The sequence below is a fragment of the uncultured Ruegeria sp. genome (assembly GCF_947497005.1).
Lineage (GTDB): Bacteria > Pseudomonadota > Alphaproteobacteria > Rhodobacterales > Rhodobacteraceae > Ruegeria.
Window position 1 is genome coordinate 128,018 of record NZ_CANMFF010000013.1, and the last position, 25,044, is coordinate 153,061.

General features: G+C 57.6%; 19 protein-coding genes. 14 read left to right on the forward strand and 5 right to left on the reverse strand.

Annotation, left to right across the window (positions count from 1 at the left end; translation table 11 throughout):
• Positions 1–9 precede the first annotated feature (9 nt).
• Entirely contained in the window at positions 10–1,152 is a 1,143-nt protein-coding gene (locus tag Q0816_RS17985) for an amidohydrolase (protein ID WP_298853177.1), read from the reverse strand.
• 109 nt (positions 1,153–1,261) lie between these two features.
• Here Q0816_RS17985 and Q0816_RS17990 point away from each other — a divergent pair, with 109 nt between their 5' ends.
• On the forward strand, positions 1,262–1,723 hold the full coding sequence (locus Q0816_RS17990) for an Lrp/AsnC family transcriptional regulator (RefSeq protein WP_298853178.1): 462 nt from the start codon (positions 1,262–1,264) through the stop codon (positions 1,721–1,723).
• A gap of 74 nt (positions 1,724–1,797) precedes the next feature.
• Here Q0816_RS17990 and Q0816_RS17995 read toward each other — a convergent pair whose 3' ends face one another.
• The 3 genes from Q0816_RS17995 to Q0816_RS18005 all read right to left on the reverse strand — a co-directional run bounded on the left by Q0816_RS17995 (position 1,798) and on the right by Q0816_RS18005 (position 7,085).
• Positions 1,798–3,816 carry a CocE/NonD family hydrolase gene (locus Q0816_RS17995; RefSeq protein ID WP_298853180.1) on the reverse strand — a complete coding sequence of 673 codons (2,019 nt, stop codon included), beginning with the start codon at positions 3,814–3,816 and terminating at the stop codon, positions 1,798–1,800.
• Positions 3,817–3,904: 88 nt separating this feature from the next.
• Positions 3,905–5,944 carry an NADH:flavin oxidoreductase gene (locus tag Q0816_RS18000; RefSeq protein ID WP_298853182.1) on the reverse strand — a complete coding sequence of 680 codons (2,040 nt, stop codon included), beginning with the start codon at positions 5,942–5,944 and terminating at the stop codon, positions 3,905–3,907.
• Positions 5,945–6,218: 274 nt separating this feature from the next.
• Positions 6,219–7,085: a LysR family transcriptional regulator gene (locus tag Q0816_RS18005; protein ID WP_298853184.1), complete on the reverse strand. Its 867-nt coding sequence runs from the start codon at positions 7,083–7,085 to the stop codon at positions 6,219–6,221.
• Between the two features lie 109 nt (positions 7,086–7,194).
• Here Q0816_RS18005 and Q0816_RS18010 point away from each other — a divergent pair, with 109 nt between their 5' ends.
• The 7 genes from Q0816_RS18010 to Q0816_RS18040 all read left to right on the forward strand — a co-directional run bounded on the left by Q0816_RS18010 (position 7,195) and on the right by Q0816_RS18040 (position 18,369).
• Positions 7,195–8,739 carry a trimethylamine methyltransferase family protein gene (locus tag Q0816_RS18010; protein WP_298853186.1) on the forward strand — a complete coding sequence of 515 codons (1,545 nt, stop codon included), beginning with the start codon at positions 7,195–7,197 and terminating at the stop codon, positions 8,737–8,739.
• A complete protein-coding gene (locus Q0816_RS18015) occupies positions 8,736–10,028 on the forward strand; it encodes an aminotransferase class III-fold pyridoxal phosphate-dependent enzyme (RefSeq protein ID WP_298853188.1) in 1,293 nt (430 codons plus the stop codon). The genes Q0816_RS18010 and Q0816_RS18015 overlap by 4 nt, the downstream gene beginning before the upstream one ends.
• Positions 10,025–12,424 carry an FAD-dependent oxidoreductase gene (locus tag Q0816_RS18020; RefSeq protein WP_298853190.1) on the forward strand — a complete coding sequence of 800 codons (2,400 nt, stop codon included), beginning with the start codon at positions 10,025–10,027 and terminating at the stop codon, positions 12,422–12,424. The genes Q0816_RS18015 and Q0816_RS18020 overlap by 4 nt, the downstream gene beginning before the upstream one ends.
• On the forward strand, positions 12,421–14,832 hold the full coding sequence (locus Q0816_RS18025) for an FAD-dependent oxidoreductase (protein ID WP_298853191.1): 2,412 nt from the start codon (positions 12,421–12,423) through the stop codon (positions 14,830–14,832). Before Q0816_RS18020 ends, Q0816_RS18025 begins: the two co-directional genes overlap by 4 nt.
• Before the next feature lie 3 nt (positions 14,833–14,835).
• The gene (locus Q0816_RS18030; protein ID WP_298853193.1) at positions 14,836–16,203 is read left to right on the forward strand and encodes an amidase; all 1,368 of its coding nucleotides are present in this window, start codon (positions 14,836–14,838) and stop codon (positions 16,201–16,203) included.
• A gap of 2 nt (positions 16,204–16,205) precedes the next feature.
• The gene (locus Q0816_RS18035; protein ID WP_298853194.1) at positions 16,206–17,876 is read left to right on the forward strand and encodes a thiamine pyrophosphate-binding protein; all 1,671 of its coding nucleotides are present in this window, start codon (positions 16,206–16,208) and stop codon (positions 17,874–17,876) included.
• A 148-nt stretch (positions 17,877–18,024) separates the two neighbouring features.
• Positions 18,025–18,369 carry a RidA family protein gene (locus tag Q0816_RS18040; RefSeq protein WP_298853195.1) on the forward strand — a complete coding sequence of 115 codons (345 nt, stop codon included), beginning with the start codon at positions 18,025–18,027 and terminating at the stop codon, positions 18,367–18,369.
• Between the two features lie 95 nt (positions 18,370–18,464).
• On the opposite strand, the gene Q0816_RS18045 is transcribed toward Q0816_RS18040, so the two are convergent.
• Positions 18,465–19,391: a LysR family transcriptional regulator gene (locus tag Q0816_RS18045; RefSeq protein ID WP_298853197.1), complete on the reverse strand. Its 927-nt coding sequence runs from the start codon at positions 19,389–19,391 to the stop codon at positions 18,465–18,467.
• Between the two features lie 157 nt (positions 19,392–19,548).
• Between Q0816_RS18045 and Q0816_RS18050 the strand changes: the two genes are divergently transcribed.
• The 6 genes from Q0816_RS18050 (at position 19,549) to Q0816_RS18075 (ending at position 24,923) form a co-directional block, all read left to right on the forward strand.
• The gene (locus Q0816_RS18050) at positions 19,549–20,565 is read left to right on the forward strand and encodes a TRAP transporter substrate-binding protein (RefSeq protein WP_298853198.1); all 1,017 of its coding nucleotides are present in this window, start codon (positions 19,549–19,551) and stop codon (positions 20,563–20,565) included.
• 67 nt (positions 20,566–20,632) lie between these two features.
• Positions 20,633–21,199 carry a TRAP transporter small permease gene (locus Q0816_RS18055; RefSeq protein WP_298853201.1) on the forward strand — a complete coding sequence of 189 codons (567 nt, stop codon included), beginning with the start codon at positions 20,633–20,635 and terminating at the stop codon, positions 21,197–21,199.
• On the forward strand, positions 21,199–22,539 hold the full coding sequence (locus Q0816_RS18060) for a TRAP transporter large permease (protein ID WP_298853202.1): 1,341 nt from the start codon (positions 21,199–21,201) through the stop codon (positions 22,537–22,539). Before Q0816_RS18055 ends, Q0816_RS18060 begins: the two co-directional genes overlap by 1 nt.
• A gap of 31 nt (positions 22,540–22,570) precedes the next feature.
• Complete coding sequence (locus Q0816_RS18065) at positions 22,571–23,074, forward strand: universal stress protein (RefSeq protein WP_298853204.1); 504 nt, start codon at positions 22,571–22,573, stop codon at positions 23,072–23,074.
• A gap of 21 nt (positions 23,075–23,095) precedes the next feature.
• A complete protein-coding gene (locus Q0816_RS18070) occupies positions 23,096–23,482 on the forward strand; it encodes a nuclear transport factor 2 family protein (protein WP_298853206.1) in 387 nt (128 codons plus the stop codon).
• A 37-nt stretch (positions 23,483–23,519) separates the two neighbouring features.
• Entirely contained in the window at positions 23,520–24,923 is a 1,404-nt protein-coding gene (locus tag Q0816_RS18075; RefSeq protein WP_298853207.1) for an FAD-binding oxidoreductase, read from the forward strand.
• Positions 24,924–25,044 lie beyond the last annotated feature (121 nt).

Consider the following 25,044-nt stretch of genomic DNA (forward strand, 5'->3'; position numbering starts at 1 on the left):
TATGTCCTGTCAGGGTTTCAGCGGCAGGCGCTGCCGCACCAGCTCTGCCCAAAGATTTGCGCCCAGCGGGAGCAATTGGTCGTTGAAATCGTAATCAGCCGAGTGCAGCGGGCGGCCATTCGACCCTTCGGTCCCGTTTCCAATAAGCAGGAAACACCCGGGCACAGCGGCGGCGAACTCAGCGAAATCTTCGGAAAAAGACATGGCGGACCGGTCTCCGTCCACCTCCAGTCCCACAGCCGCCGCCGCCGAAACAACGTGCGATGCGCCATCGGTGTCATTGATTGCCTCAATGAACACGTTGCGGAAACCCACCGTCACGTCGACACCATGGCTTTGGGCCACACCCGCCGCGATCTGACGCATGTTGTGCTCGATCAGCTTGCGGTCATCCGGTGACATGGCCCGCGCGTCACCTTTCAAAACGGTGTGCCCCGGAAGAACATTGCGCTGCCCGTCCGTGATGAACTCGGTCACCGAAACCACCGCGCCGGATGAGGGCGCAAGTTTTCTCGAGACAATGGTTTGCAAGGCCAGAACCAGTTCCGCTGCGGGTGTGATCGTTTCGCGCCCGACATGGGGCATCGAAGCATGGCCGCCCTGACCGGTGATCGTGATCTCGAACAGGCTTTCACTGCAACAGATCACTCCGGCACGGGTGGAAACCCGCCCAACAGGCTCACCCGGCAGATTGTGGGCGCCGTAAACCTCGTCAATCGGGAAGTGCTGCAAAACACCCTCATTGATCATCGCCCTTGCACCCAACCCGTGCTCTTCGTTGGGCTGAAACAGGAAAACAACCGTGCCGTCGAAGCTCGGGTCTTTGGCCAACATCTCGGCTGCACCAAGCAGCATGGTTGTGTGCCCATCATGGCCGCAAGCATGCATGACGCCTTCGTTTTGCGACTTGTAGTCAAACGTATTGACCTCGGCGATGGGTAGCGCGTCGAAATCCGCACGCAGCCCGATAGCCCGGTTACCAACACCCGACTTTAAAACGCCAACAACACCGACACCTTCATGCACTTCGATGCCAAGGCTTCGCAGGTGTTCAGCAATCCGCGCCTTGGTCCAGTCTTCCTGAAACCCAAGCTCGGGGTTACGATGAAATTCGTGGCGCAATGCACGCAGGTTTTCTGTCAAAGCGGTCATGGCAATTCTTCCTCTTCGACGTGTTGCCTCAAGTGATTGAAACAAGTTTATTGCAAACGACCTGAAAAAAGGGCTCTAGTTTGACACAAATCATGCAAGTTTCTTTCATATGACACAATTGGACGATTTTGACCGCGCGATCCTGCGGATTTTGCAGACAGACAACAGAACCACGCAACACAAGATTGGCGAAGCCGTGAATCTGTCCGCGCCGTCCGTGCAGCGTCGCATCCGCCGGATGGAAGCGGAAGGTGTGATCAGTGCCAATGTGGCCATTGTTGATCCTGCGACTGTGGGTCTTCAGCTTACAATATTCGTTGAACTGGAGTTGGTCAGCGAAACCCCCGACGAGATAGATGCGGTCAAGAAAACACTGCTAAACGCGCCGGAAGTCCAACAGTGCTATTACGTAACCGGTGAAGTGGATTTCATGGTTGTCGTGGTCGTAGAAAACATGGCGATCTACGAAGATTTCACCCGCCGGATATTCTTTGAAAACGGCAATATTCGAAAGTTTAAAACCTTCGTATCTATGGACACCATCAAATCCGGGAGTGCATTGGGATTCTGAGCGATACAAGGAGCCGACTTTGACATGCCGAGACGTGTTCCGCACACGTCACGGCGCTTCGACAGTGTATTTAGCTACATTCCATTGCGAGGGATGACATGCGTGTGTTCTTCCTCAAAGATCATCTCGTCTCCTGACCATGCCTTCAGGCGCGAGGTTAAATGAAATTCGGTGGCCGTCGCCCGCTGTTCGGAAAAGGTCCAGATCTTGGCCGACCAGTCCTCGCGGTCGAAACCGGCGGTTTGTTCCATCGTGGCAACAGCCGACAGCGGGTCGCCCGGATGGATCGTATACTTCCGATCTGACACGTCGCTCAGCACCGTTCCAATATCGTCGAGGCGGAAATCGCCTACGGGCCCAAAGACGCCTCCGTCCAGGAAAAACCTGTGCGTCATCTCGCCATTAGTCAGGTCTGTGTTGACCGAGCGCTCCATCGAGCCCGAGCGCACTTTTGTCTTTCTGGGAGCGACAGCGGGTGCTTTCGGCTCCGGCAGTGGACGTGGTTCCGATGCTTCAGTATCCTGACTGCGGATCGGCAGGGTCAGGTGCGAGCTACCCGGCCTGATTGTGAGCGTTACCGGTTCAGGTGCGGGCCAAAGAACGGGCCAATAGGTCGACGCGATTTGCAAGACAATGCGATGACCCGGTAAAACCCGATAACCAGTTCCATACATCGGAACAGTTACCGTCATCTCTTCACCGGGTGTGATCGGTGTGGGCACGGTGTCGCTGATCCGGTGGTTGAGGTTGCAGAAACCCCGCGCAATCAGCGTTTGCGCGCCATCTGGGGCCTTATCCACCAACAGCGTCGCGACAAAGCCCTGGGTCTGATCTGCTGACATTGTCAAATCGACAGAAGGCTGCCCCAAAATATCAAGCGCGTCTTCAAGTGGTGCGCCTGTGAACTGCAGCGCCCCGCCGGCATCGATCCGGCAGTCCGCTGCCATGTCCCCGGGAATGGCGAAAGAGCACATATCGCCCGCAGCAGCCCCGAAGTTCTGAGGCGAGCAAATCGAAAGCGTCGCTCCGGAAGCGGGTTTTTCCTCCAGTGCCAGTTCATTCAGCCACAGGGCCTGATTTGCGACATTCGGTGACGGCCAGCTCGGCTCTTCGATCCATCGCCCCTTGCGTTCTATATGAGTGCCGGTCGGCGCTGCACTGTCTTGCAGGAAAAACCGCAAGGGCGGTTCATCCATCAATCCAGTGTCGATACCCTTCAACCAGTGATCCCAAAATCGGATCACCTCTCCTACAAAATCAGCTTTGGGACCCGGCACCCCTTCATGCGGGTAAAGATGTGCCCAGGGGCCCATCAGGATCTTAACCGGTCCGCTGAGATGTTCGGCAATGCGGAACGGTGTGTCGCGATATAGATCCATCCACCCGCCAAAAAAGTAGACCGGCACTTCGACGTCAGAATAATTCTCGCAGATCGAACCGCGCCGCCACATCTCGTCATGAGTTTGGTGTTCCAGCCACTTGGCAGGCCAGAATTCAGCTTCTTCCAATCGCTCGCGCCACATGTCGATCCAGCGGTCCGCGCCGACAACCTCTGGGTCCGGCGGCAGAACGTTATAGAGTTGCATGATCGAGCCCCACCAGAAATTGTCGTTGGCCAGGCAACCGCCGTAAAAGTGAATGTCTTCGCGCCACCGGTCATCCGTACCCATCACCGGTGCAATCGCCTTCAGCGCCGGGGGGCGGGTCGCGGCCACCTGAAACGCGTTGTACGCACCCCAGCTTTTGCCAAACATTCCGACATTTCCATCGCACCAGTCCTGATCGGCAATCCACTGGATGATGTCGTGGCCATCCCGAATCTCCTGATGCGAATATTCATCTTCGGCGACGCCTTCGCTGTCACCGTAGCCCCGAATGTCGACGCGGATCGATGCGTACCCGGCGGCTGCAAAATGCGGATGCATGCTTTCGTCTCGCATCCGGGTTCTGTCCCGGCGGCGATAAGGGATGTATTCGAGGATACAGGGCAGAGGGTTGCTGTTCGCACTTTCCGGCAACCAAAGGCGCGCTGCAAGATTTGTACCATCCGGCAGCGGGATCCAAACGGTTTCGATGACCTCTATATTGCTCATTTCCGGTCCTTGTTACTTGGGCGCACACCCGGTTCGATATGTGAATTGTAGCAGGTAATCTTTGTGGCAAAGCTGTTGTCTGATGATGTCACCACCGGAGGCCCAGCCGCAGCGCGTCATAGATGGCCGCGTGTATGTTGCGCGACGAGACAGCGTCTCCGATGCGATAAAGATCAAATTCAGCCTCTGGGTCTGTTTGTGGAAACACGTTTCCTGCGCTGGCGACCAAAGCATCATGATCCACTGCCCCACGGTTTTTCGACAGCGGTTTCAGGTCGAAATAGAGATCATCCAACGGCAAGGTGCCCTGATTGACAATGACCTGATCATAAATGCGTTTTTCTACCAGATCCGAGTAATCCGTCCCTATGGCGGCTTCTAGTTGGTTACCTGATCGCTTCAACGATTTCAGCGTCCGGGTGACAGTGAACACGGCCCCCGTTTTTTGCAGCGCGCGCATGTAAGGCACCAGATTCATACCCATGATCTCAGGCGCAAAGCTGCGGTCGCGCGTCATGATCTCAACCCGCGTACCTGTTTCAGCGATAATCTCGGCGGCCATCAAGGCGGGGTGGTCTCCTGCATCATCGTAGATCAGAACGTTCTCACCCGGTTGCACGTCGCCTGAAAGGATATCCCACGCTGAAACCGCCAGTTCGTTGCCGGTTTCCAGAATTGACGTCTCAGGCAACCCCCCAGTTGCGATCACGACCATATCCGGTGAAAGAGACGTGATATCATCGATCTCTGCAAATATGTTGAAGTGGAATTTCACATTTCGCGCGGCACATTGTGCCATGCGCCAATCGATGATCCCAATCATCTCGGCCCGTCGCCGGGATTGCGCGGTCAGACGAACCTGACCGCCAGGCTCAGCGGCGGCCTCCAGCACCGTAACATCATGCCCGCGCTCTGCTGCCACGCGCGCCGCTTCCAGCCCGCCTGGGCCTGCACCCACAATGACCGCCCGACGGCGCGTTTCGGCTGTGGGGATCACGTGGGGCATCGACAATTCGCGCCCGGTGGCAGGGTTATGAATGCACAGCGCTTCACCGGCCTGATAAATCCGATCCAGGCAGTAAGTAGCGCCAACGCAGGGTCGGATGGCGTCTTCCTGACCGGCCTGAATCTTAGAAACGATCATCGGGTCGGCCATATGCGCCCGGGTCATGCCGACCATATCCAGCAAGCCGGACGCCACTGCATGTCGTGCAGTCGCCACATCCGGAATGCGCGACGCGTGGAAGGTCGGCATCCCGATTTCAGCCCGCACTTGCCCGGCAAAATCCAGATGTGGTGCGCTTTTCATTCCTTGTACCGGGATCACATCCGTCATCGCCGGGTCTGTATGAATGCGCCCGCGAATAACGTTCAGGAAATCGACATGTCCGCTGTCTCGCAACCTTCTGGCGATCTCCAGCCCTTCTGTCTGGGTGATGCCGCCCTTTTCTATCTCATCTGCGGTGTAGCGGACGCCGACGATGAAATCGTTCCCGACACGGTCACGGATTGCATCCAGAACCATGAAGCCGAACCGCAGCCTGTTGTCGAGGTTGCCGCTATAAGGCGCGTCCATCGTGTTGGTGAGAGGGGACCAGAATTGATCGATCAGGTGGCCGTAGGCTTGCAACTCAATCCCGTCGAGACCCGCGGCCAGCATACGTTCGGCGGCATCGGCGTAATCGGTCACGATCCGCTCGATATCATGATCTTCCATCTTTTTGGCAAAGGCCCGGTGTGCCGGTTCGCGATAATGCGATGACGAGACGGATGGCAGCCAGTCGCCTTTGTTCCATCCCGTTCGCCGCCCCAGATGGGTCAGCTGGATCATCACAGCGCAGCCGTGAGCGTGGCAGGCATCGGTCAGTTCTGCCATCCAGCGCACGACTTCATCCTTGTAGGCAAGGATGTTGTTGAACACCGGCGGGCTGTCGCGACTGACGGTGGCAGAGCCCGCAGTCATTGTCATCGCCACACCTGCTTTTGCACGTATCTCATGATAGGCGCGGTAGCGTTCTTTGGGCATGCCATCTTCGGGATAGGCAGGCTCATGGCTGGTCGTCATGATCCTGTTTTTCAGGGTCAGATGCTTCAGCTGATACGGCTGCAGCAGGGCATCGCGGCTCATGAAAACCCGCCCTTTTCCGGAGCTTCAGGCGTCAGGTGGTCAACCTCGCTGTCTGGCGATGGAATCGCCAATGGCAGATCGGTTGCAATATCGTTGGGCATGCGACGCTCCGAAATTGAGACAAGCGGTGAAACTCTGTACCGATTGAAAGCAGACTGATATTTTTCCGTCAAACTTCTTGTGCATACCAGTCGTCTTGTTTCGACCAAATATTCTCCGGCGATCAACCGCCAACAAGTGAACCAAAGCAAGAGCGCTCAGGCGTCTGATCGGTTCAACCTTGCGAAACCAACCACTCGATCACTTTCTGAATCTCGCGCCTGTTTCGGCTTCCGTCTTGCGCTTCGACAAAATACCCGTGCGTTGGCGTGATATCTTCATCGAACAGACGAACAACCCGGCCTTCCCTTAGGTCCTGATCAATCAAGGGCAACCAGCCGACCACTGCGCCCTGACCCTCGGCGGCACCGCGCAACAAAACGTTGGCATCTTCGAACACAACGCCCACGAGTGGCGCCTCGGGCTGCACATTCAGCGCAGCAAACCAGTCCAGCCATCCCCAGTGGTTTCGCTGGTGTAGGATGGGTTTGGTCAGCAAATCCTTCGGCGCGCTGATCGGGCCGTGCAGATTGATATATCTTTCGCTGGCAATAGCGACAGGGCGCAGCTCCAGAAGTTTGGTTGCGCTGCGGGGCATGTCCGCAAGGCGCTGCCAACTGATTACAATATCCGACTGGGTCTGATCATCCATGCGTGGTCGATAGGTTGGCACCACCTCAAGGTCGATGCCGGGAAACCTCTGCCACAAGTCGCTGACCCGCGGCATCAGCCAGCGCGCCGTGAAAATTGGACCTGCGGCAAGGCGAACTACCTTACGCGATGCTCTGCGAAGGGACTCGACAGTCTCTTCCAACATTCCGTAGGCCTGCGAGGTTGTTTCAGCCAGACGCATCCCGTCCTCCGTCAGCCTGACCTCGCGCCCCGCCCGTTCAAACAGAAGCGTTCCAAGCTGATCTTCCAACCCACGAATATGATGGCTGATCGCGGTCGGCGTTACCGCGAGCCGCTCGGCCGCCGCGCGGAAACTGCCGGTTTTTGCAGCGGCATCAAAAGCACGCAACGCGGAAAGGGATGGAAGCATGACAACCTTATTGATGAGTTGGGCTCACTAATTGCTGAGGAAAGACCATTTGTAAACAACGGATACTTCCTGCAATTTTCAAGAGAACGTAAGTTGGACTCATGTCAAAATGACCTCAACAGCCCGCAGGCGTGGCCGCAAGAAACGCATAAACCAAGCGACGCAACCCACATCGAACCCGCCAGTTTGGCCGGGTATTTCCGGGGGGCGGTTGAAACCCCTTTCTCCTCAAGAGGTCGCGCTGGTCGAGGAAACAGCGCTCTCCCTGCTGGAAACGCTCGGCCTGAGCCAAGCTATTCCGTCCATGATCGACAAGGTGCTTGCAGCGGGTGGGTCGCTGTCCAAAGACAAACGGCTGCTTTTCCCTCGCCCACTTGTGCGCAAGGCAATCACCGAAGCCAGCCGCAATTTTATCCTGTGCGGGCAAAGGCCCGAACAGGATCTGCACATCAGTCAAGCCTGCGTGCACATGTCAACCGGCGGCGCGGCTCCGGGAGTGTTTGACCTGGACACAGGCGAATATCGGGATTCATCGCTGATCGATCTCTATGACGCGGCGCGGATCGTCGACCGGATGGACAATATCCACCATTTCAGCCGATCGGTCGTGGCCCGCGACATCGAAGACAACGCGGTGATGGATCTCAACACCGCTTTTGCCTGCCTGACCGGCACAGCCAAACATGTGTCGATCTCGATCAGCGAACCCGGCAATGTGCCTGAAATTGCCCAGCTGTGCTACGCCATTGCGGGTGACGAAGACGCCTTTCGTGCCCGCCCGTTCCTGACCGTGATGGTGTGCCACGTCGTGCCGCCCATGCGCTTTGCCGAAGAGGCATGCGAGGTTCTCGAAGCCGCAATTCTGGCCGGGTTCCCGGTTCAACTGATCAGCGCGGGACAGGCAGGAGCAACCAGTCCGGCGACCATTGCAGGGTCTTTGGTTCAAGCCGTCGCAGAAACGCTGGCAGGGCTGGTGTTCGCTCGCCTTGTTGACCCGCAGGTCAAGGCGATCTTTGCCCCCAAGCCGTTGGTAGCAGACCTGCGTACCGGTTCTATGTGCGGCGGCGGCGGGGAACAGGCGATCCTGATGGCCGGGGCCGCTCAGATGGGGCGGCATTTCGATCTGCCGACCTCTTCCATCGCGGGTATTACCGACGCCAAATGTCTGGATGCGCAATACGGGGCCGAGAAGTCGTTGGCCGTGACCATGGCTGCCCATGCGGGTTCGAACATCGTGACTCAGGCGGCAGGGATGCAGGCCAGTCTGCTTGGGGTCAGTCACGCGGCCTATGTCAGTGACAATGACATGCTGGGTAACATCCTGCGCACCTTGCGCGGAATCGAGGCCACGCCTGAGAATATTGCCGCCGATATCATTGCCGACGTTTGCCGGGGCGAAGGGCATTATCTGGGCGAGCAGCACACGTTCAACCGCATGAAATCGGATTATTTCTATCCTGACATAGGTGATCGCAAAACACCTCGGGAATGGCAGGAAGACGGCAGCCACCCGATCAGCGACATTGCCCGGGACAGGGCGCGCGAGATTCTGTCCAGCCACTATCCGCAGCATATTCCCGATAATGTCGATCGCGCACTGCGGGCTCGTTTCGACATCCGTCTTTTGCGACACCAGATCGGTAGATCCTCATGAAAAGCCACGACCTCAACGCCCGCGCCCAAGCGGTGATGCCCGGCGGCGTCAGTCACGAACTGCGTTATAAAACCCCGCCCCCGATCTATTTCGAACGCGCTCAAGGGGCCGAGAAATGGGATGTGGACGGCAAACGCTATATCGATTTCAAACTGGGTGCGGCCAGTCAGATTCTCGGCCACGCGCACCCCGAGATAGCCTTGGCGGTGGCGCAGCAAATGGCACGGATGCCCTATACCGCCGACTGCCACCCGCTTGAGGTCGAATGGGCTGAGTGGCTGAACCGCTTGTTCCCGTCTGCCGAGCGAGTACGCTTTACCGGGTCTGGCACTGAATCGACCATGCTGGCCCTACGGTTGGGCCGTGCGCATTCGGGTCGGGATAAGGTGCTGCGTATCGACGGGCATTTTCACGGCTGGCACGACATGCTGCTCAAAGGTGCCAAACCCGGCAGCGACTTGCCGCCTTCGATGGGCATACCGCAGGTCGTCAGCGATCTGACCGTCGTGGCGCCACCGGATCTGGATGCAATCGCGATGCTGCTGAACAAAGACACGCTGCTCGGAACGGTTTTCGTTGAAGCATCGGGCGCGAATTACGGCTCGGTGCCTCTGCCCGACGGCTTCCTGCAGGGGGTCCGGGCGCTGACCGATCAAACAGGTCATGTGCTGATCTTTGACGAGGTGATCACCGGCCTGCGCTGGTCTCCGGGTGGGCGGCAGGCGCGTGACGGGGTGACGCCGGATCTGACAACGCTGGCCAAGGTCGTTACCGGCGGGCTTCCCGGCGGAGCCGTTCTGGGCAAGGTCGGGATCATGGACTTGCTCAGCCCCGGTGAAACCCGCGATGGGCTGTCGCCTCCGGTCAGCCACAAGGGTACGTTCAACGCCGCCCCGATGGTCGCCGCAGGAGCGGTCAAGGCGATGGAAATCCTCTCGACAGGCGACGTTCAGGCCCACGCTGATGCGATGGCCGCGCGATTGCGCGATGGCTTCAATGCAGTGTTCCAAACGCTGGACGTACAAGCGCTGGCCTATGGAGAAAGCTCGACCTGCCATCTCTTTTTCGGCGGCCGATCAATTGATGGGCTCGACGCTGCTGCAATCCGCAAAACCCCTCTCGCTGTTGTCAAAGGGTTGCGCGACGGGTTGCAGGAGAGAGGCGTGGATTTCATGTCTTTCACCTCTTGCGTCACCGGCCTGCCGCATACACCAGACCTGATTGACGAGGCAGTCGCACATTTCCACGACACAATATCGGACCTCGTCCGCGACGGAGTGCTGTCATGACCCTGCCCACCCACGCCCGCACTGTCATCATCGGCGGTGGTGTAATCGGCTGCTCGGTTGCTTATCATTTGGCACGCGAGGGGCGGCAGGATATCGTCGTTCTCGAACGCTCGAAACTGACCAGCGGTACCACATGGCACGCCGCTGGTCTGGTACGGCGTTTGCGACCTTCGGCAACACTGACCAAGCTGATCAATTATTCCATTGACCTTTATGGCGAGTTGGAACGCGAAACGGGGCAGGCTACCGGTTGGACCCAAACCGGCTCGCTGACACTTGCCACCAACCCCGACAGGATGACCAACATCAAACGTCAGGTCTCGCTGGGTCGGGCCTTCGGTCTGGAAGCCGAGGTGGTGGATGCGGTGCGGGCCAAGGAACTATGGCCACTGATCGAGGTTGATGACGTGATCGGTGCGGTCTGGTCGCCCTCGGATGGCCGGGTCAACCCGTCCGACGTGGCCTTGGCATTGTCCAAAGGTGCACGCGCGCGGGGAGTGCAGATCTTTGAAGATACGCGTGTGACCGGCCTGCAAAAGAAGGGCGGACGGATATCGGGTGTTGAGGTCGGTGGCCAATTGATCCAAGCCGACGAAGTGGTGATTGCCTGCGGTCTCTGGTCGCGCGAGGTGGCGGCCATGGCCGGGGCGCATATGCCGCTTTACGCCTGTGAACATTTTTACACCCTGACCAAACCGCTGCCCGAGGTTCAGGCGCTGGGAAAGGGTGTGCACCTACCGACCCTGAACGATCAGGATGCGTTCCTTTATGCCCGCGACGATGTCGAGGGGCTTTTGGTGGGGTCGTTCGAACCCCATGCCAAGGGCCTGCCGCTGAATCGGTTGCCCGCCGATTTCTCGTTCGATCTGCTGGACGAAGACTGGGATCACTTCATGCCAATGATGGAAAACGCCCTGCGCCGTATTCCTGCGCTGGAACAGGCCGAGGTTCGTATGTTGCTGAACGGGCCGGAAAGCTTCACGCTCGACAACCAGTTCATTCTGGGTGAAAGCCCTCAGGTGCCGGGGCTGTTCCTGATGGGCGGGATGAACTCGACCGGTATTGCTCTGGCGGGCGGAGCAGGCAAAGCGCTGGCCGAATGGATTATTGCCGGTGAACCGACCATAGAGCTGAACGAGGCCGACATTCGCAGGTTCAGCCCCGAGTTGAATGTTCTGGGCGCGTTAGAGGCCCGCATCCCCGAGGTGCTGGGTCGGCACTATGACAATCCTTTTCCCGGACGCACGATGGAGACGGCGCGAGGTCAGCGCCGGTCGCCCATTCATGCAGGGTTGGTGGCTGCCGGTGCGCAGCTTGAAGCCCGTGGAAGTTGGGAGCGTGCGGTGCATTTCGGTGGCGAAGTCGCCCATCTGCCGCTGACCTTTGGGGCACCAGCCTGGCGCGTTCAGGTTGGACAAGAGGTTGAAGCCTGCCGCAGCGGTGCGGCCATTCTTGATCAAAGCGCCTTTGGCAAGATCATGGTGCAGGGGTCGGATGCCTGTGCCTTTCTGAACCGGCTCTGCGCCGCGCAGATGGATGTGCCCGAGGGCCGTATCGCCTACACTCAGATACTGAATGCGCGCGGCGGTGTCGAAAGTGATCTGACCGTGCAGCGCCATGGGCCTGAGACTTATCTGATGATTGTCGGTGCCAACGAGACGATCCGGGTGCTGCAACGGATGCGGGACACAAAGGATGGTTATCGCGCCGAGTTCACCGATGTGACCAGCGGGTATGCCATATTGGGCCTTGCCGGTGCACGGGCACGCGATGTGATGCAAGCCACGACAAACGCGCCTGTTCCCGATCTGGAACGGTTCTGCTTTGCGCCGGTCGAGATTGGTCTGGTGCGAGGATGGGCTGGTCGGCTGAGTTTCACCGGCGAAGAAGGCTATGAGCTCTTCATACCCGCCGAGATGGCTATGGCAGCACACGAAGCGCTGGTCGCAGCAGGGGCAAGCCATGCTGGGCTTTATGCCAGCGGGTCGCTTCGCATTGAATGTGGTTTTCGCGCTTTCGGTCACGAGCTAACCCCGGGAACAACGCCGTTTGAGGCCGGGTTGGATGCGTTCTGCGCCATGGGCACCGGCTTTGTCGGCGAGGACGCCCTGCAGGATTACAAGCCCAAGCGGCGGATCGTTTCGATCCTGTTCGACGATCCCGATGCCATCCCGCTTCACGATGAGCCCATTTATTTCGACGGCAAAGTTGTGGGACAGATCACCTCGGCCGCGTGGAGTTACCGATTTGGCCGTTCAATCGCGCTTGGCCTGATCAGCACGCCACTGGACCAACTGGAAACGCAAAAGGTCGTGAGCGGGTTCGAAGTCGAAATCGCCTGCACCCGCTTTGCTGCCAAAGTCTCCTTGAACGCCGCAAAGGTAGCTTTTGCATGAGCGATACGATCCAAACCACACGCGTGGCCATCATCGGTGGCGGTATCATGGGCGTGGCGGCGCAGTTTCAACTGGCGGAAAACGACTGGACTGACACGATCCTGTTTGAAAAGGCTGAGTTGACCAGCGGTTCCACATGGCACGCCGCCGGGCAGATTGCTCATGCCGTCGGCAGCCGCCTGATGGGGTGGATCAACAAAACGTCCATCGAAACTTACAAACGGGTCGAAGCAGAAACCGGTCAAGGCATCGGCTGGCACGAGGTTGGAGGCATCCGGATTGCCACCACCGACGATGAGGTCGACTGGATGAAGTCGATCATGGGGGTGGGCAAGCTGCTGGACCTGCCAATGGACCTGATCGGCCCGGATGAGGTGGCACGGGTCAATCCCTTCTATAAGGTCGATGACGTGAAGGCTGCGGTGCGCACCTATGAAGACGGGCATATCGACCCCTCGGGCGTGACCTTGGCACTGGCCGCTGCAACCCGGTTGCGCGGTGCGCGGATCGAACGTCATAATCGGGTGCTCGGGGCCTCTCGCAAAGGCGACATGTGGCTTCTTCGCACTGAAAAGGGTGATGTGGTGGCGGAACATGTGGTGATCGCTGCGGGGTCCTACGCCAATCAGGTTGGCGAATGGTTCGGGCTGAAGATACCCTCCGTTTCCTGCCTGCATCATTACCTCGTGACCGACACGGTTCCTCAATTCGCCGACCGCCCTGAACTGCCGGTGATGCGCGACAACGCTTTTGGCGGCTACATCCGCCAGGAACAGAAATCCGGTTTGATCGGCATATACGAAGGCCATGTCTGCCCAACCGTCTGGGAAATGCCCAACGGTGCGCCCTGGGATGCCGAAAATGAGCTTTTTCAGGCCGATTACGATTCAATTGGCGACTTCCTGATGGTCGCTTTCGACAAGATGCCAATCCTGGCCGAGCTTGGCATCAAGCGGGTTGTGCGCGGGGCTATCACGCATACACCGGATGGTGGTATGCTTGTTGGCCCATCAGGGGCTCCGAATGTCTGGCTGTCTTGCGGCTCGTCCATCGGATTGGCATGGGGCGGTGGCGCAGGCAAGGTGCTGGCCGATTGGATGGTGCATGGCGAGGCCGAAATCAACACCCGCAGCTTCGATCCCCGCCGCTATGGAGAATTCGCCTCGGGCAGCTTCATTAAAGAGCGCACCAAGGACGAGTTCATGCGCCGCCATGATACGCCTTGCCCGGGCAAGCAGTTCCATAGCCTGCGGCCAGTAAAAAAGCACCCGCTATACGATCGTCTTGCCGACAAGGGCGCAGTTTTTGGTGAAATCGCCGGCTGGGAACGACCACGCTATTTCGGGGAAGTGGGCGAGGTTGAGCAGATCGGCTGGGGCCATCAGCCCTGGCACAAAAACGCCAAGGCCGAGGCGCAGGCCACCCGCCGTGCCGCTGGTGTCATCGATCTCTGCGCCTTTGCCCAGTTCGAGATTTCGGGCAAGGATGCAGGCGCATTGCTGGACAGGCTTTCAGCAAACCGTATTCCGTCGAAGGACGGGCGGATGAGCCTTAATCATCTACTCACCGAAAAAGGTCGGTTTGAAACGGAAATTACCATTTGGCGGATTGCGCTGGATCGGTTTTTTACTGGCTCGTCCATCGCACGCGCCGCACCGGATTTCGATTGGATCAGATCGCATATACGTCCCGGCGAGGATGTGACGATGATCAACCATTCGGCGGATTGGGGGATGCTGGCCCTGTCCGGCCCAGCCTCTCGCCGTATCCTGTCCGAGCTGACCGACGCTGACCTTTCAAATCAGGCGTTCCCCTGGCTTTCGGGGCAGGAAATCCGCGTTGCAGACATTCCCTGCCATGCCCTGCGTGTTTCGTTTGTGGGCGAGTTGGGATGGGAGCTTCACGCGCCTTTGGACCAGATCAGTGAACTGTATGACGTCCTTTTCGAAGCGGGCGCCAAGCACGGCATCACCGATCTGGGGTCTTACGCCTTCAACGGGATGCGGATGGAAAAGGCCTATCGCGCAAGTGGCGAACTGACCACGGATGTCGGCCCGTTTGATGTTGGGCTTGACCGTTTTGTCATCAGCGATGGGCGTGATTTTCTGGGCCGTGGCGCTTTGCTTGACCGCGACCCCGATTGGCAACTGCTTTACGGCGAGTTGCACGCTGATGATATCGACATTCACGGCGGTGAACCGGTGTTGCTGAACGGTTGCCCTGTTGGCCTGACCACATCGGGTGGGTACGGGTACTCAATCGACAAGTCGCTTGGCTGGCTATTCGTCCGAAAAGGTACACCGCAAACGGGTCTCAACGTCCGAATTCTGAATCGTGACATCCCGGTCACCATCCATCAGGATGCGCTCTTCGACCCGCAGAATTTGCGGCTCCGATCCGAGGAGTGACCCATGCAACAACCAAATAGCATCATTCAGAAATCGGCCACCGAACTTGCAGCCGATCTGCGGGACCGTACCCTCGGCGCTGCCGAAGTTCTCGCGGCCCACCGCGCCCGTATCGAAGACGACGCTGCCGGGGTGAATGCTTTCATCACACTGGACTGGGACGCTGCACGCGCCTGCGCCGATAAGTTGGACAGAATAGCCGCGCACGGCACGGTCGCCGGGCCATTGCACGGGCTACCTGTCGCGATCAAGGACTGCTTTGAGACTGCAGGCCTGCGCACGGCCCACGGATCACAAAGCTTTTCCGAAAATGTCCCACGCAAGGATGCACTTCATGTGGCGCGTCTGCGCGCGGCAGGTGCCGTGATCGTCGGTAAGACCAACACACCCGAGTTCACCTTCTCGGGCCAGACAACAAACCTTGTGTCAGGCGTAACACGCAATCCGTTGAATCCTGAAAAGACAGTCGCCGGAAGCTCTGGCGGGGCAGCCGCAGCCCTTGCCGCCAACATGGTCGCACTTGCCGACGGTTCTGATCTGGGGGGCAGCGCCCGCACTCCTGCCGCATGGTGCGGCGTGGTGGGCATGCGCCCGACGTCGGGCTTGGTGCCGATGGACCCGAACCCCGCCCCGTTCGACGGGTTGTCCGTGCCTTGCCCGATGGCGCGCACCGTCTCGGACCTCACAATGATGCTCTGCGTAATGCAGGGCCCAACACTCAACCAGCCTCTCGGCTACTCAGGCCACTACCCGAACCTGGCCCAACTCGACACGCCGCTGATCCCTGGAAGAGTTGCACTAAGTCTTGCGCCTTTTGGGGCCGGTGTTGACCCATCCGTGCAGGCGGCCCTGGCCCCGGTTGCCGGTCTGTGCGATGGTCTGGGTTGGCATGTCAGCGAAGGCACGGCCCCAGACCTTGCCCCCCTGCTTGAACATAGCGACATCATTAGTGGTCAATGTGCCTTGCAAATTCGCGCGGCCCTCAGCCCCGACATGAAGCTTGCCGGGGAAAACTATCGTACTGCCTGCACGCAGGGCGAAGGGCAAAGCCTGGCCGATCTGATCGCGTATCAGGCCACGCGGCGTCAGGTTTGGGAAACGGTCGCCGCGTTCTTCACCCGCTACAATTTTGCGCTTTGGCCCACCGCCACCGGATTGCCGTTCAGCGCTGACCTGCGCGATGGCGAAATCACCGAGGATTGGCGCACCGTCACTCTGACGCCGACGATGGAGCTTCCATCGATATCCATACCCATGGGACGGTCCTCGGACGGTATGCCTGTTGGGCTTCACGTCACCGGTCCTAAAGGATCGGACGCCCGGCTTCTGCGGTTTGCCCGCCAGATTGAACGCCAAATATCCGGAGAATGAACATGACCACCATCAATGGCGGTGAAGCCATCTATCGCGTTCTGAAAGCCAACGGCATCGACACCGTTTTTGGCCTGTTGGGTGGCTCGATGCTCGAGCTTTACGACGCCATGTATCTGGACGGTCAGATCGCTTATGTCGGTGCCCGTGATGAGCGGGCGGCTGGGCATATGGCTGATGCGTGGGCGCGGATGACGGGCAAGCCCGGTGTGGTACTGGGGGCGCAAGCGGGGCCCGGCGTAGTCAACATTGTGACAGCGGTCGCCGAAGCGCAACTGGCCTATTCTCCGCTTGTGGTGATTGCCGGTGCGATCACCCGCGCGGATCAGTGCAAGGATACGTTTCAGGAAATCGATCAGGTGGCTCTGTTCGCGCCCATTTCCAAGCGATCTGTCATGGTGACGGATCCGGCGCGTCTGGCACCGATGCTTGAAGATGCCATCCGGCTGGCCAATTCGGGTCGGCGTGGTCCGGTGGTGTTGCATGTCCCGCGTGATCTGTTTGCGGCTGATATACCTTCCTTTGCACCTAAACCAGTGAACATTGCGCGCGCCGGTCCTGCAGCACCATCTGATATTGCGGCCATCGCTGCACTGTTGTCCGAAGCCAAACGACCGGTACTCTTTGCGGGCGGGGGGGTCAAATGGGGGGCAGGGCGTGACGCCCTGACCGCGTTGGCCGAAAAGCTCGAAGTGCCGGTGGTGGCCTCAACCGGTCATGCAGATGTAATGCGCCACGGCCACCCATGGTTCGCCGGGCAGGCAGGCCCACGTGGCAACGCGGTCGCCAGCAGGCTGACACGTGAGGCGGACGTCATGGTTGTGCTGGGCGCGCGGCTTGGGTTCAATTCGACTTTCCACTCGAACGATTATGTCGGGGCCGATACGCGCATTGCCCATGTCGATATCGAAGGCGCAGCTGTTGGCCGGTATTTCCCGGCTGAAATCGCCGCGCAAGGCGATGCCCGCCTGACAGCCGAAGCCCTGACGGATGTTGCGACACGCCCCATCTGCGATGCATGGCGCGATGCATTTCGCGCTGACATGGCCATCCTCGCAGCCGAGCGCGATACCGAGGCAAAGCTGGACGGCCTGCCCATGCATCCACGCCGGGCTCTGGCCGAAATCCGCACCACCCTGCCGGAAGACGCCATAGTCACGCTGGACACAGGCAACACCTGCCTGCAGGCCGCTGACCGGCTTGCCCATTACGCGCCGATGTCACTGATCACACCATTGGATTTTGGCCTTGTCGGCTTCGGCCTTGCGGCCGCAATAGGTGCCAAGGCCGCCGCACCACATCGCCCTGTTGTGGCGCTTATGGGCGATGGTGCGGTCGGCTATACGATGATCGAGATTCAGACCGCCATTCAGAATAACCTGCCAATCACCATTGTCGTTCTTGATAACGAGGCTTGGGGGGCCGAAAAAGCCTATCAGCAGGAATTCTACGGAGGTCGGCTGTTGGGTGCCGAAATCCGCTCGCCCCGTTTCGACAAATTTGCCGAACTGTGCGGTGGCAAGGGTATTTGGGTCGATGGCCCTGGTGGCATGGGCCCGGCGCTGCAAGAAGCGATTGCGTCGCATGAAACCACCGTCATTCAAGCCAAAATCGACCCCGGTGCGTTGATGACCTTGCGCAAGGACCTGTTCAAGCCGCCGCAAGAAAGGTGATCGCTGCGCATACGCCCACTGCCGACCAGTTCAGGGTGGCACAACAGATCGGGAAGTGTTCGAGGCCTGAAAACTTGGGCTGGCACCGTGCGCATTTTCACTCTATCGCACAACGGGAACAAAACTTCTGTGACAGGAGACCTCAGTCTTGACCATCACCCGCATCGAAACCGGCCAACGCGCGAGCCGCATCGTCAAACACAACGGAACCGCCTATCTGTGCGGTCAGGTCTCGGACGCCGCCACAGCTGCGGATCAGACTCGTGAAATCCTGACCAAGATCGAAGACCTGCTGGCCAAGGCGGGCAGTGACAAGACTCGCATTCTGCAATGCGTGATCTGGTTGTCGGACATGGCCGATTTTGCCGAAATGAACGCGGTTTGGGATGCCTGGGTGCCGGAAGGCCACGCCCCGGCCCGTGCTTGCGGAGAAGCGAAACTGGCCCGTGACATCCTGAAAGTCGAGATGATCGTTACGGCCGCATGTGACTGATCTGTCCGCTGATCCCGCGGCGCGCTGATTTCAGGCGAGAGGTGGGTGCTTGACTTAGCATGGCCAGAGCCCTCAGGCTCTGGTTAATCAGGGGTTCAATGCGCCTGAGAATGCACCTTTAATAATGTTTCCAGAAACAGCTTGGCCACGCGCGTCGGCGCAGGTTGTTTGCGGGCCACGGCCGCAAAACGGGTTCTATATTTGATTTCCTGCGGCAAAACCTGCTTCATAAGCCCCTGATCAACAAATTCCTGCGCCAGATGGTCCGGAAGAAAGCCAAGAAAACGGCCTGAAAGTATCAGGATTGCAAGGGCTTGCTCGTTCTGCACTTTTGCGGCGCGTCGAAATCCAAGTTGCTGACCGAAGATCAGATTGGGGGAGTTTACGTTAAGGCCCGCGTAGCTGAACGCGCGTAACTCCTGCACGCTCAGATCCTCAGATGCCCGGTCGAACAAAGGGTGCTCCTGCCCGCAATACAGATACATATTTTCCCCGTAGAGCGGTGCATAATGCAGGCTTGCCGACGGCCTGTGCAAAGCGATGATTCCCAGGTCCAGCTGACCCCCGATAACCATGGTTTCGATCACATTGGGACGTTCCAGCGAAAGCTCGATCTGAACGGCAGGCGCGGCTTCGTTGAAACTGTGGATCGCACCGGCAAGCTGGGCTTCCGGGTTTGTTGCGCACTGATCAAACAATGCCACACGGATACTGCCCGCCATCTGTTGTTTGATCTCGTTGACTTCTGTTCTGAAGTGCGAAACGGAAATCAGAAGGTCTTCTGCTGCAGTTAGCACCTTCTCGCCATCTTCAGTCAGCGAAAACCCCGATGGGCCACGGTTGCACAGCTTCAGGTCCAGTCTCAACTCCAGATCCGACAGGTGTTTAGAGATCGTGGATTTCCCGATATTAAGCTCGATTTCCGCGGCGGTTATCCCTCCGCTTTCCGCTACGGTCTTGAAAACCCGCAAAAGACGGATGTCCGTATCCCCGATCCGGGTCGCAAGTGTTTTGTGTCTCATCTCATTGGTTCTATATTTATGAAACCTTTCACGCAAATATTAACAACGACGAAACCAGCATTGCAAGATAGCCTCTCTTGGCCGAGGCAGAATCGGATTGACCTACTTCTCCCCAGGTCAGCGCGCACCTCGAAACACGACAAATGGGAGGAAATCCATGTCATTTTTCAAGAAGCTAGGCACCATCAGTGCAGCCGTATCCGTTGCTGCACTGATGGTTGCAGGCGCGGCTGACGCGAAGAACTTCAAAATCGCGGTTGGCGACAGCGGGGGTTCCAGCCAAGAGGCAACGGGACTAGGCTTCAAAGCCGCCCTGGAAGAGTTATCGGGTGGCAATCATACGGCAACTCTTTTCCTGAACGGTCAGCTCGGATCCGAGCAGGATACTGTCAACGACGCGGCCATTGGCACGCTGGATATGTCGCTGCTGGCGATCAACAACATCACTCCGTTCTCGCCGACCGTCGGTGTGTTCACCCTGCCATACGTTATCCTCAGCCTTGAGGATGCCGAGAAACTGACCCAGGGTCCAATTGGTCAGGAACTGACCGAAAACACGATCAATGACGCTGGTGTTCGCATCATCGCCTGGACCTACACAGGCTTCCGCGTGCTCACCAACTCGAAAAAGCCGGTCAAGTCGGTTGCCGATCTGGAAGGCCTCGTGATCCGCGTTCCCAAGAACGAGATCATGATCGATACCTACAAGTCTTGGGGTATCAGCCCAACGCCGATGGCTTGGTCGGAAACCTTTGCTGGTCTGCAGACCAAAGTTGTCGACGGTCAGGACAACCCGTACACCACGATCAACGCGATGAAGTTCTACGAAGTTCAGAAATATGTGACGAACATTCGTTACATCTTCTCGATCGAACCGCTCATCATTTCCGAGCAGGTGTTCCAGGAACTGTCTGCCGAGGATCAGGAAATTGTGCTGGCGGCTGGCAAGGCAGCGACACAAGCTTCCGCCGACTTCCTGCGCGCGAAAGAAGCCGAGATCAAAGAACTCCTGATCGAAAAAGGCATGGAAATCGTTGACCCCGAGAACGACGAAGCCGAATTCATCGAACTGGCAACCACCGCCGTGTGGCCGAAGTTTTATGAAAGCATTGGCGGTGTTGAAAAACTCAACGCTGTGCTGGCCGAAATCGGTCGTGACCCGGTTTCGCAATAATCAAAGACCAATAGGTTAATGAAATGGGGGCACTTGATAGTGCCCCCTACAAAATAGGGAGGGTCAGATGTCAAAGTTTTGGGGATTTGTAGACAACATCGAAAGCTATATCTGTCGCACATTGTTGGCGATTTTCGTTTGTCTATTGTTTCTTCAGGTTATCGTGAGAACGCTGTTTGCATTCTCGTTTTCCTGGGTTGAAGAGCTGTCGATCTACATGTTCGTCTGGTTCGTCTTCTTTGGCGCCAGTTATGCCGCAAAGATGGGCGCCCATAACCGGGTGACGTTTCAGTTCAAGTTCCTGTCGCCCCGCAAAATCAAATATATTGAGGCCTTCGCGGATCTCTTCTGGATCTTCTTCAACGTCGTTTTTGTCTATCTGGCGATTGACTTCATCTTCAACAAGATGAACCGGTTCCAGTCGTCGCAAACCCTCGGGTTCCACCTCAGCTGGGTCTATATCGTCCTGCCCATCGCATTCACCCTGATGACCATCCGTGTGATCCAGGTGAACTATCGAAAACTCGTGCTGGATGAAGAGATGGTCGATCCGGATTCGATCGATCTCGATGCTGTCAAAGCCGAAGCCGAAAGCCATAGCCATGGCACGTCCAGCTCTGAGGGAGAAAAGTAATGGGCTCTGAAATTATCCCACTGCTGTTTGGCGGTTTCCTGTTTCTACTGTTCATCGGTGCTCCGATCACGGTGGCGCTTGGCGTCTCGACCCTGATCACCTTCCTTTTTCTGGGTGAAAACCCCATCAAATTCGTGCAAATCGCCTTTACCTCGGTCGGGTCTTTCCCGCTGATGGCACTGCCGGCTTTCATTCTGGCGGGTGCGCTGATGGAGGCATCGGGGCTGTCGCGGCGGCTTATCAACGTCGCCGAAAGCTTCGCCGGTCCGTTTACTGGCGGCATGTCGGCTGCAACTGTCATGGCGTGTTTGTTCTTTGGCGCCATCTCGGGTTCCGGCCCGGCGACGACCGCCGCAGTTGGTATGCTGATGATCCCGGCCATGATCGATCGCGGCTATTCAAAGGGTTTCGCGTCGGCCATCACCGCCTCTTCAGGTGGTCTCGGCATCGTTATCCCGCCGTCAATCCCGCTGATCATTTTTGGCATCGCCGCATTGGGCATGCCGCCCCCACCCGAAGCGGTGGAAGAATTCGGCCAGTTTCAGACCGTTTCGATCCCGAAACTCTTCATTGCCGGATTTATGCCCGCCTTTCTGATCGCAGGCAGTTTGCTGCTGATGAACTACGTCCTCGCCAAAAAGAACAACTATACGGGCAGTACCGAAGGCTGGTCACTCCGCCATATGTGGTGCGAGATGTATCGCGGCTTCTGGGCTCTGATGGCACCGGTAGTGATCCTGGGCGGCATCTATTCGGGCTATTTCACCCCGACCGAAGCGGCCATCGTTGCGATCTTCTATACGCTGATCGTCGGCGCGTTCATCTATCGTGAACTGTCGTGGAGCAGCCTGTTCGGTGCATTGGAAACCACCACTTGGCTGACTGGTCGGGTTCTGCTGATCATGTTCACTGCAACGGTGTTCGGGCGACTTCTGGTTGAAAATCAGGTACCGGCCGTGATCGCGCAGGGTATGCTGTCTTTTACGGACAACATCTATGTGATCTGGACACTTGTGATCCTGTTCCTGCTGTTTGTCGGTATGTTCATGGAGACGCTGGCCACCATCCTGATCCTCGTTCCGGTAATGCTGCCTGTGGCCTATAGCGTGGGCATCGATCCGATTCACTTTGGTGTGGTCATGGTTTGTACGCTGGGCATCGGGTTCCAGACACCACCGCTGGGCGAAAACCTGTTCATCGCGTCAGGGATATCGAAGATCTCGATCGAAGAGATTTCGTTACGCGCCCTACCGTTTGCTTTCATCAACACGATTGCGATCTTCATCATTGCGTTCTTCCCCGAGATTTCGCTCTGGTTGCCGCGCGTGTTCGGTTACTAGGCGCGAACGAACGGAAAAGGGAACAGAAACCATGAAACAAACAATTACGCAGATCCTTTTCGCGACTGATCTGTCGCGAAACTCAACCTATGCCTTAAAGCACGCGGCCAGTCTGGCCGCGTCAACCGGGGCAAAGCTGCATGTCTTGCATGTCTCCGAGCCCCTCAGCGAGGACGCGATGATTACCCTGCGCATGTTCATGCAGGACAAAGGTTCGCGTGCCGAAGCCTTAAAATCGCGCCATGATCACGTTAAGGCAGTGCTGACAGAGCGGCAAAAGGCGTTCTGGGCCGCCTTGCCCGAAGCTGATCGCGGTATCCAGGATCAGATCGAAACGATCGAGATCATCGACGGGCACCCCGCCGAAGTGATCTTGCGACGCGCACATCAACTCAATTGCGACCTGATTGTTTTGGGAGCCCACGACCACGGGTTCTCGCACACGTTCCTTGGCACTGTCGCCAAGCGCGTGTTGCGCCGCGCGGATATCCCCACACTTGTCGTGCCATACCGAGACGACGAAACATCCACTTGAAAAACCAAGAAAGACAAGACCATGAGCAATACCCTCACTGCGCAGGACCTGGCAGACACATTTGATGCGTTCAACCGCCACGATATCGATGGCGTGATGACTCATTTCGCAGACAATTGCGTGTTCTACACCGTCGCTGGTGATGAGAAATACGGCAATAAAGTCGAAGGTTCTGAGGCCATCGCCGCCGCATTCTCGGGTGTTTGGGCAGGCATGAAAGACGCGCACTGGGATCACCACAGCCACTTCGTTCATGGTGATCGCGCCGTGTCCGAATGGACCTTTTCGGGCACCGATGCCAACGGTATGCGGGTCGAAGCCGAAGGTGCAGATCTGTTTACCGTCCGTGACGGGAAAATCATTGTGAAACAGGCGCTTCGAAAAACGCGCCCAATGTTCAAAGCCTGATCCGCAGCCCTGAGTGTAGCCTCGGAGAAAAACAAGAATGGTGGACAACAGCATCCCGCGTCACTGGCCCAGGGCCAGCTATGATCCCAAATATGACCCCATCATCGATGCGGGTCCGGGTCACAATCGCGACCACGCGCCCACGTATTGGATAGGAACGGCCGGAGCACCTCCGGCCGATGATGGCCCCGTATCCAGCGATATGGATGCGGATGTCGTTGTGATCGGGTCAGGCTATACCGGCCTGTCCACTGCCATTCACCTTGCCAAAGAACATGGCATTCAAGCTACTGTTCTTGAAGCCAATACTGTCGCATGGGGCTGCTCGACCCGCAACGGCGGGCAGGCCCAGATTTCATCCGGGCGGCTGAAGCGGTCCCAATGGATTCAGCGCTGGGGCACGGATGTCGCGAAAGGTATGCATGGTGAGGTCACCGAAGCATTCGAGCTGTTCAATGACCTGATTGCATCAGACGACATTGATTGTGATCCACAGCCGGGTGGCCATTACTACATCGCGCATCGCGAAAAGGTCATGCCGTCACTCAAGAAAGAGAGCAAGCTTCTGAACGATGTGTTCGGCTATGGCTCGCGCATCATTCAACTAGACGAGCTGCACGAAAAGCACGTGCGGGATATGGAAGCAGTAGGCGCGATGTGGGAACCTGACGGAACCTGTATCCATGCCGCCAAGCTCGCCTTCGGTTATGTCAACATGGCGCGCAAGCTGGGCGTGAAAATCCACACCGGTAGCCCGGTCATGGGTTGGCAAACCGAAAACGGAGTACATCACTTGCGCACGCCAGGCGGTATCGTTCGAACGAAAACCGTGGCGTTGGCAACGGCTGGGTACACGCCGCCTGGTCTGAACAATCGCACCAAGCACCGCTTGATGCCGATCCTGTCGAACTCGATGGTGACACGGCCCCTGACCAAGGCCGAACTGGATGAATGCGGTATTCAAACCAAATCTCCGCTGACGGACACACGAACGCTGCGCCATTATTATCGTTTGTTGCCCGACAATCGGATGCAGATCGGCAGCCGCAGTGCAGTGACAGGACGTGATGCCGAAAACGACAAACATTTGGAAATGTTGAAAAAGGGACTTGCCCGCAAATTCCCGGCGCTGGAAGATATTAACCTCGATTTTTCGTGGTGGGGCTGGGTCGATGTTAGCCATGACATGATGCCACGCATCTTCCAGCCGGATCCGGATCAGCGCGTGTTCTACGCGATGGGATACGGTGGCAACGGCGTTATGTACTCGGCACAGGCCGGGCGACGCATGGCACAGTTGGTTGCTGGCAAGAAAGACAAGGCATTTGATCTGCCGATCTTCACGTCCCCGTTGCCGAGCCACGGCATCCTGACACCTTTCCGCCGCATGGGTCAGCGCATGGCCTATGTCGGTTACTACCTCAAAGACGAAATAATCTAATAATCCAAGGCTTTGGCGCCTTTTAATGATAAGGAAACGTTCACATGAAGATGACGACTGAAGAGGCCTTTGTTAAGGTTCTGCAGATGCACGGGATTGAACATGCGTTCGGGATCATTGG

Coding starts and splice junctions, on each gene's coding strand:
- Q0816_RS17985 (WP_298853177.1), bottom strand. CDS start 1,152: ATGACCGCTTTGACAGAAAACCTGCGTGCATTGCGCCACGAATTTCAT.
- Q0816_RS17990 (WP_298853178.1), top strand. CDS start 1,262: ATGACACAATTGGACGATTTTGACCGCGCGATCCTGCGGATTTTGCAG.
- Q0816_RS17995 (WP_298853180.1), bottom strand. CDS start 3,816: ATGAGCAATATAGAGGTCATCGAAACCGTTTGGATCCCGCTGCCGGAT.
- Q0816_RS18000 (WP_298853182.1), bottom strand. CDS start 5,944: ATGAGCCGCGATGCCCTGCTGCAGCCGTATCAGCTGAAGCATCTGACC.
- Q0816_RS18005 (WP_298853184.1), bottom strand. CDS start 7,085: ATGCTTCCATCCCTTTCCGCGTTGCGTGCTTTTGATGCCGCTGCAAAA.
- Q0816_RS18010 (WP_298853186.1), top strand. CDS start 7,195: ATGACCTCAACAGCCCGCAGGCGTGGCCGCAAGAAACGCATAAACCAA.
- Q0816_RS18015 (WP_298853188.1), top strand. CDS start 8,736: ATGAAAAGCCACGACCTCAACGCCCGCGCCCAAGCGGTGATGCCCGGC.
- Q0816_RS18020 (WP_298853190.1), top strand. CDS start 10,025: ATGACCCTGCCCACCCACGCCCGCACTGTCATCATCGGCGGTGGTGTA.
- Q0816_RS18025 (WP_298853191.1), top strand. CDS start 12,421: ATGAGCGATACGATCCAAACCACACGCGTGGCCATCATCGGTGGCGGT.
- Q0816_RS18030 (WP_298853193.1), top strand. CDS start 14,836: ATGCAACAACCAAATAGCATCATTCAGAAATCGGCCACCGAACTTGCA.
- Q0816_RS18035 (WP_298853194.1), top strand. CDS start 16,206: ATGACCACCATCAATGGCGGTGAAGCCATCTATCGCGTTCTGAAAGCC.
- Q0816_RS18045 (WP_298853197.1), bottom strand. CDS start 19,391: ATGAGACACAAAACACTTGCGACCCGGATCGGGGATACGGACATCCGT.
- Q0816_RS18050 (WP_298853198.1), top strand. CDS start 19,549: ATGTCATTTTTCAAGAAGCTAGGCACCATCAGTGCAGCCGTATCCGTT.
- Q0816_RS18055 (WP_298853201.1), top strand. CDS start 20,633: ATGTCAAAGTTTTGGGGATTTGTAGACAACATCGAAAGCTATATCTGT.
- Q0816_RS18060 (WP_298853202.1), top strand. CDS start 21,199: ATGGGCTCTGAAATTATCCCACTGCTGTTTGGCGGTTTCCTGTTTCTA.
- Q0816_RS18065 (WP_298853204.1), top strand. CDS start 22,571: ATGAAACAAACAATTACGCAGATCCTTTTCGCGACTGATCTGTCGCGA.
- Q0816_RS18070 (WP_298853206.1), top strand. CDS start 23,096: ATGAGCAATACCCTCACTGCGCAGGACCTGGCAGACACATTTGATGCG.
- Q0816_RS18075 (WP_298853207.1), top strand. CDS start 23,520: ATGGTGGACAACAGCATCCCGCGTCACTGGCCCAGGGCCAGCTATGAT.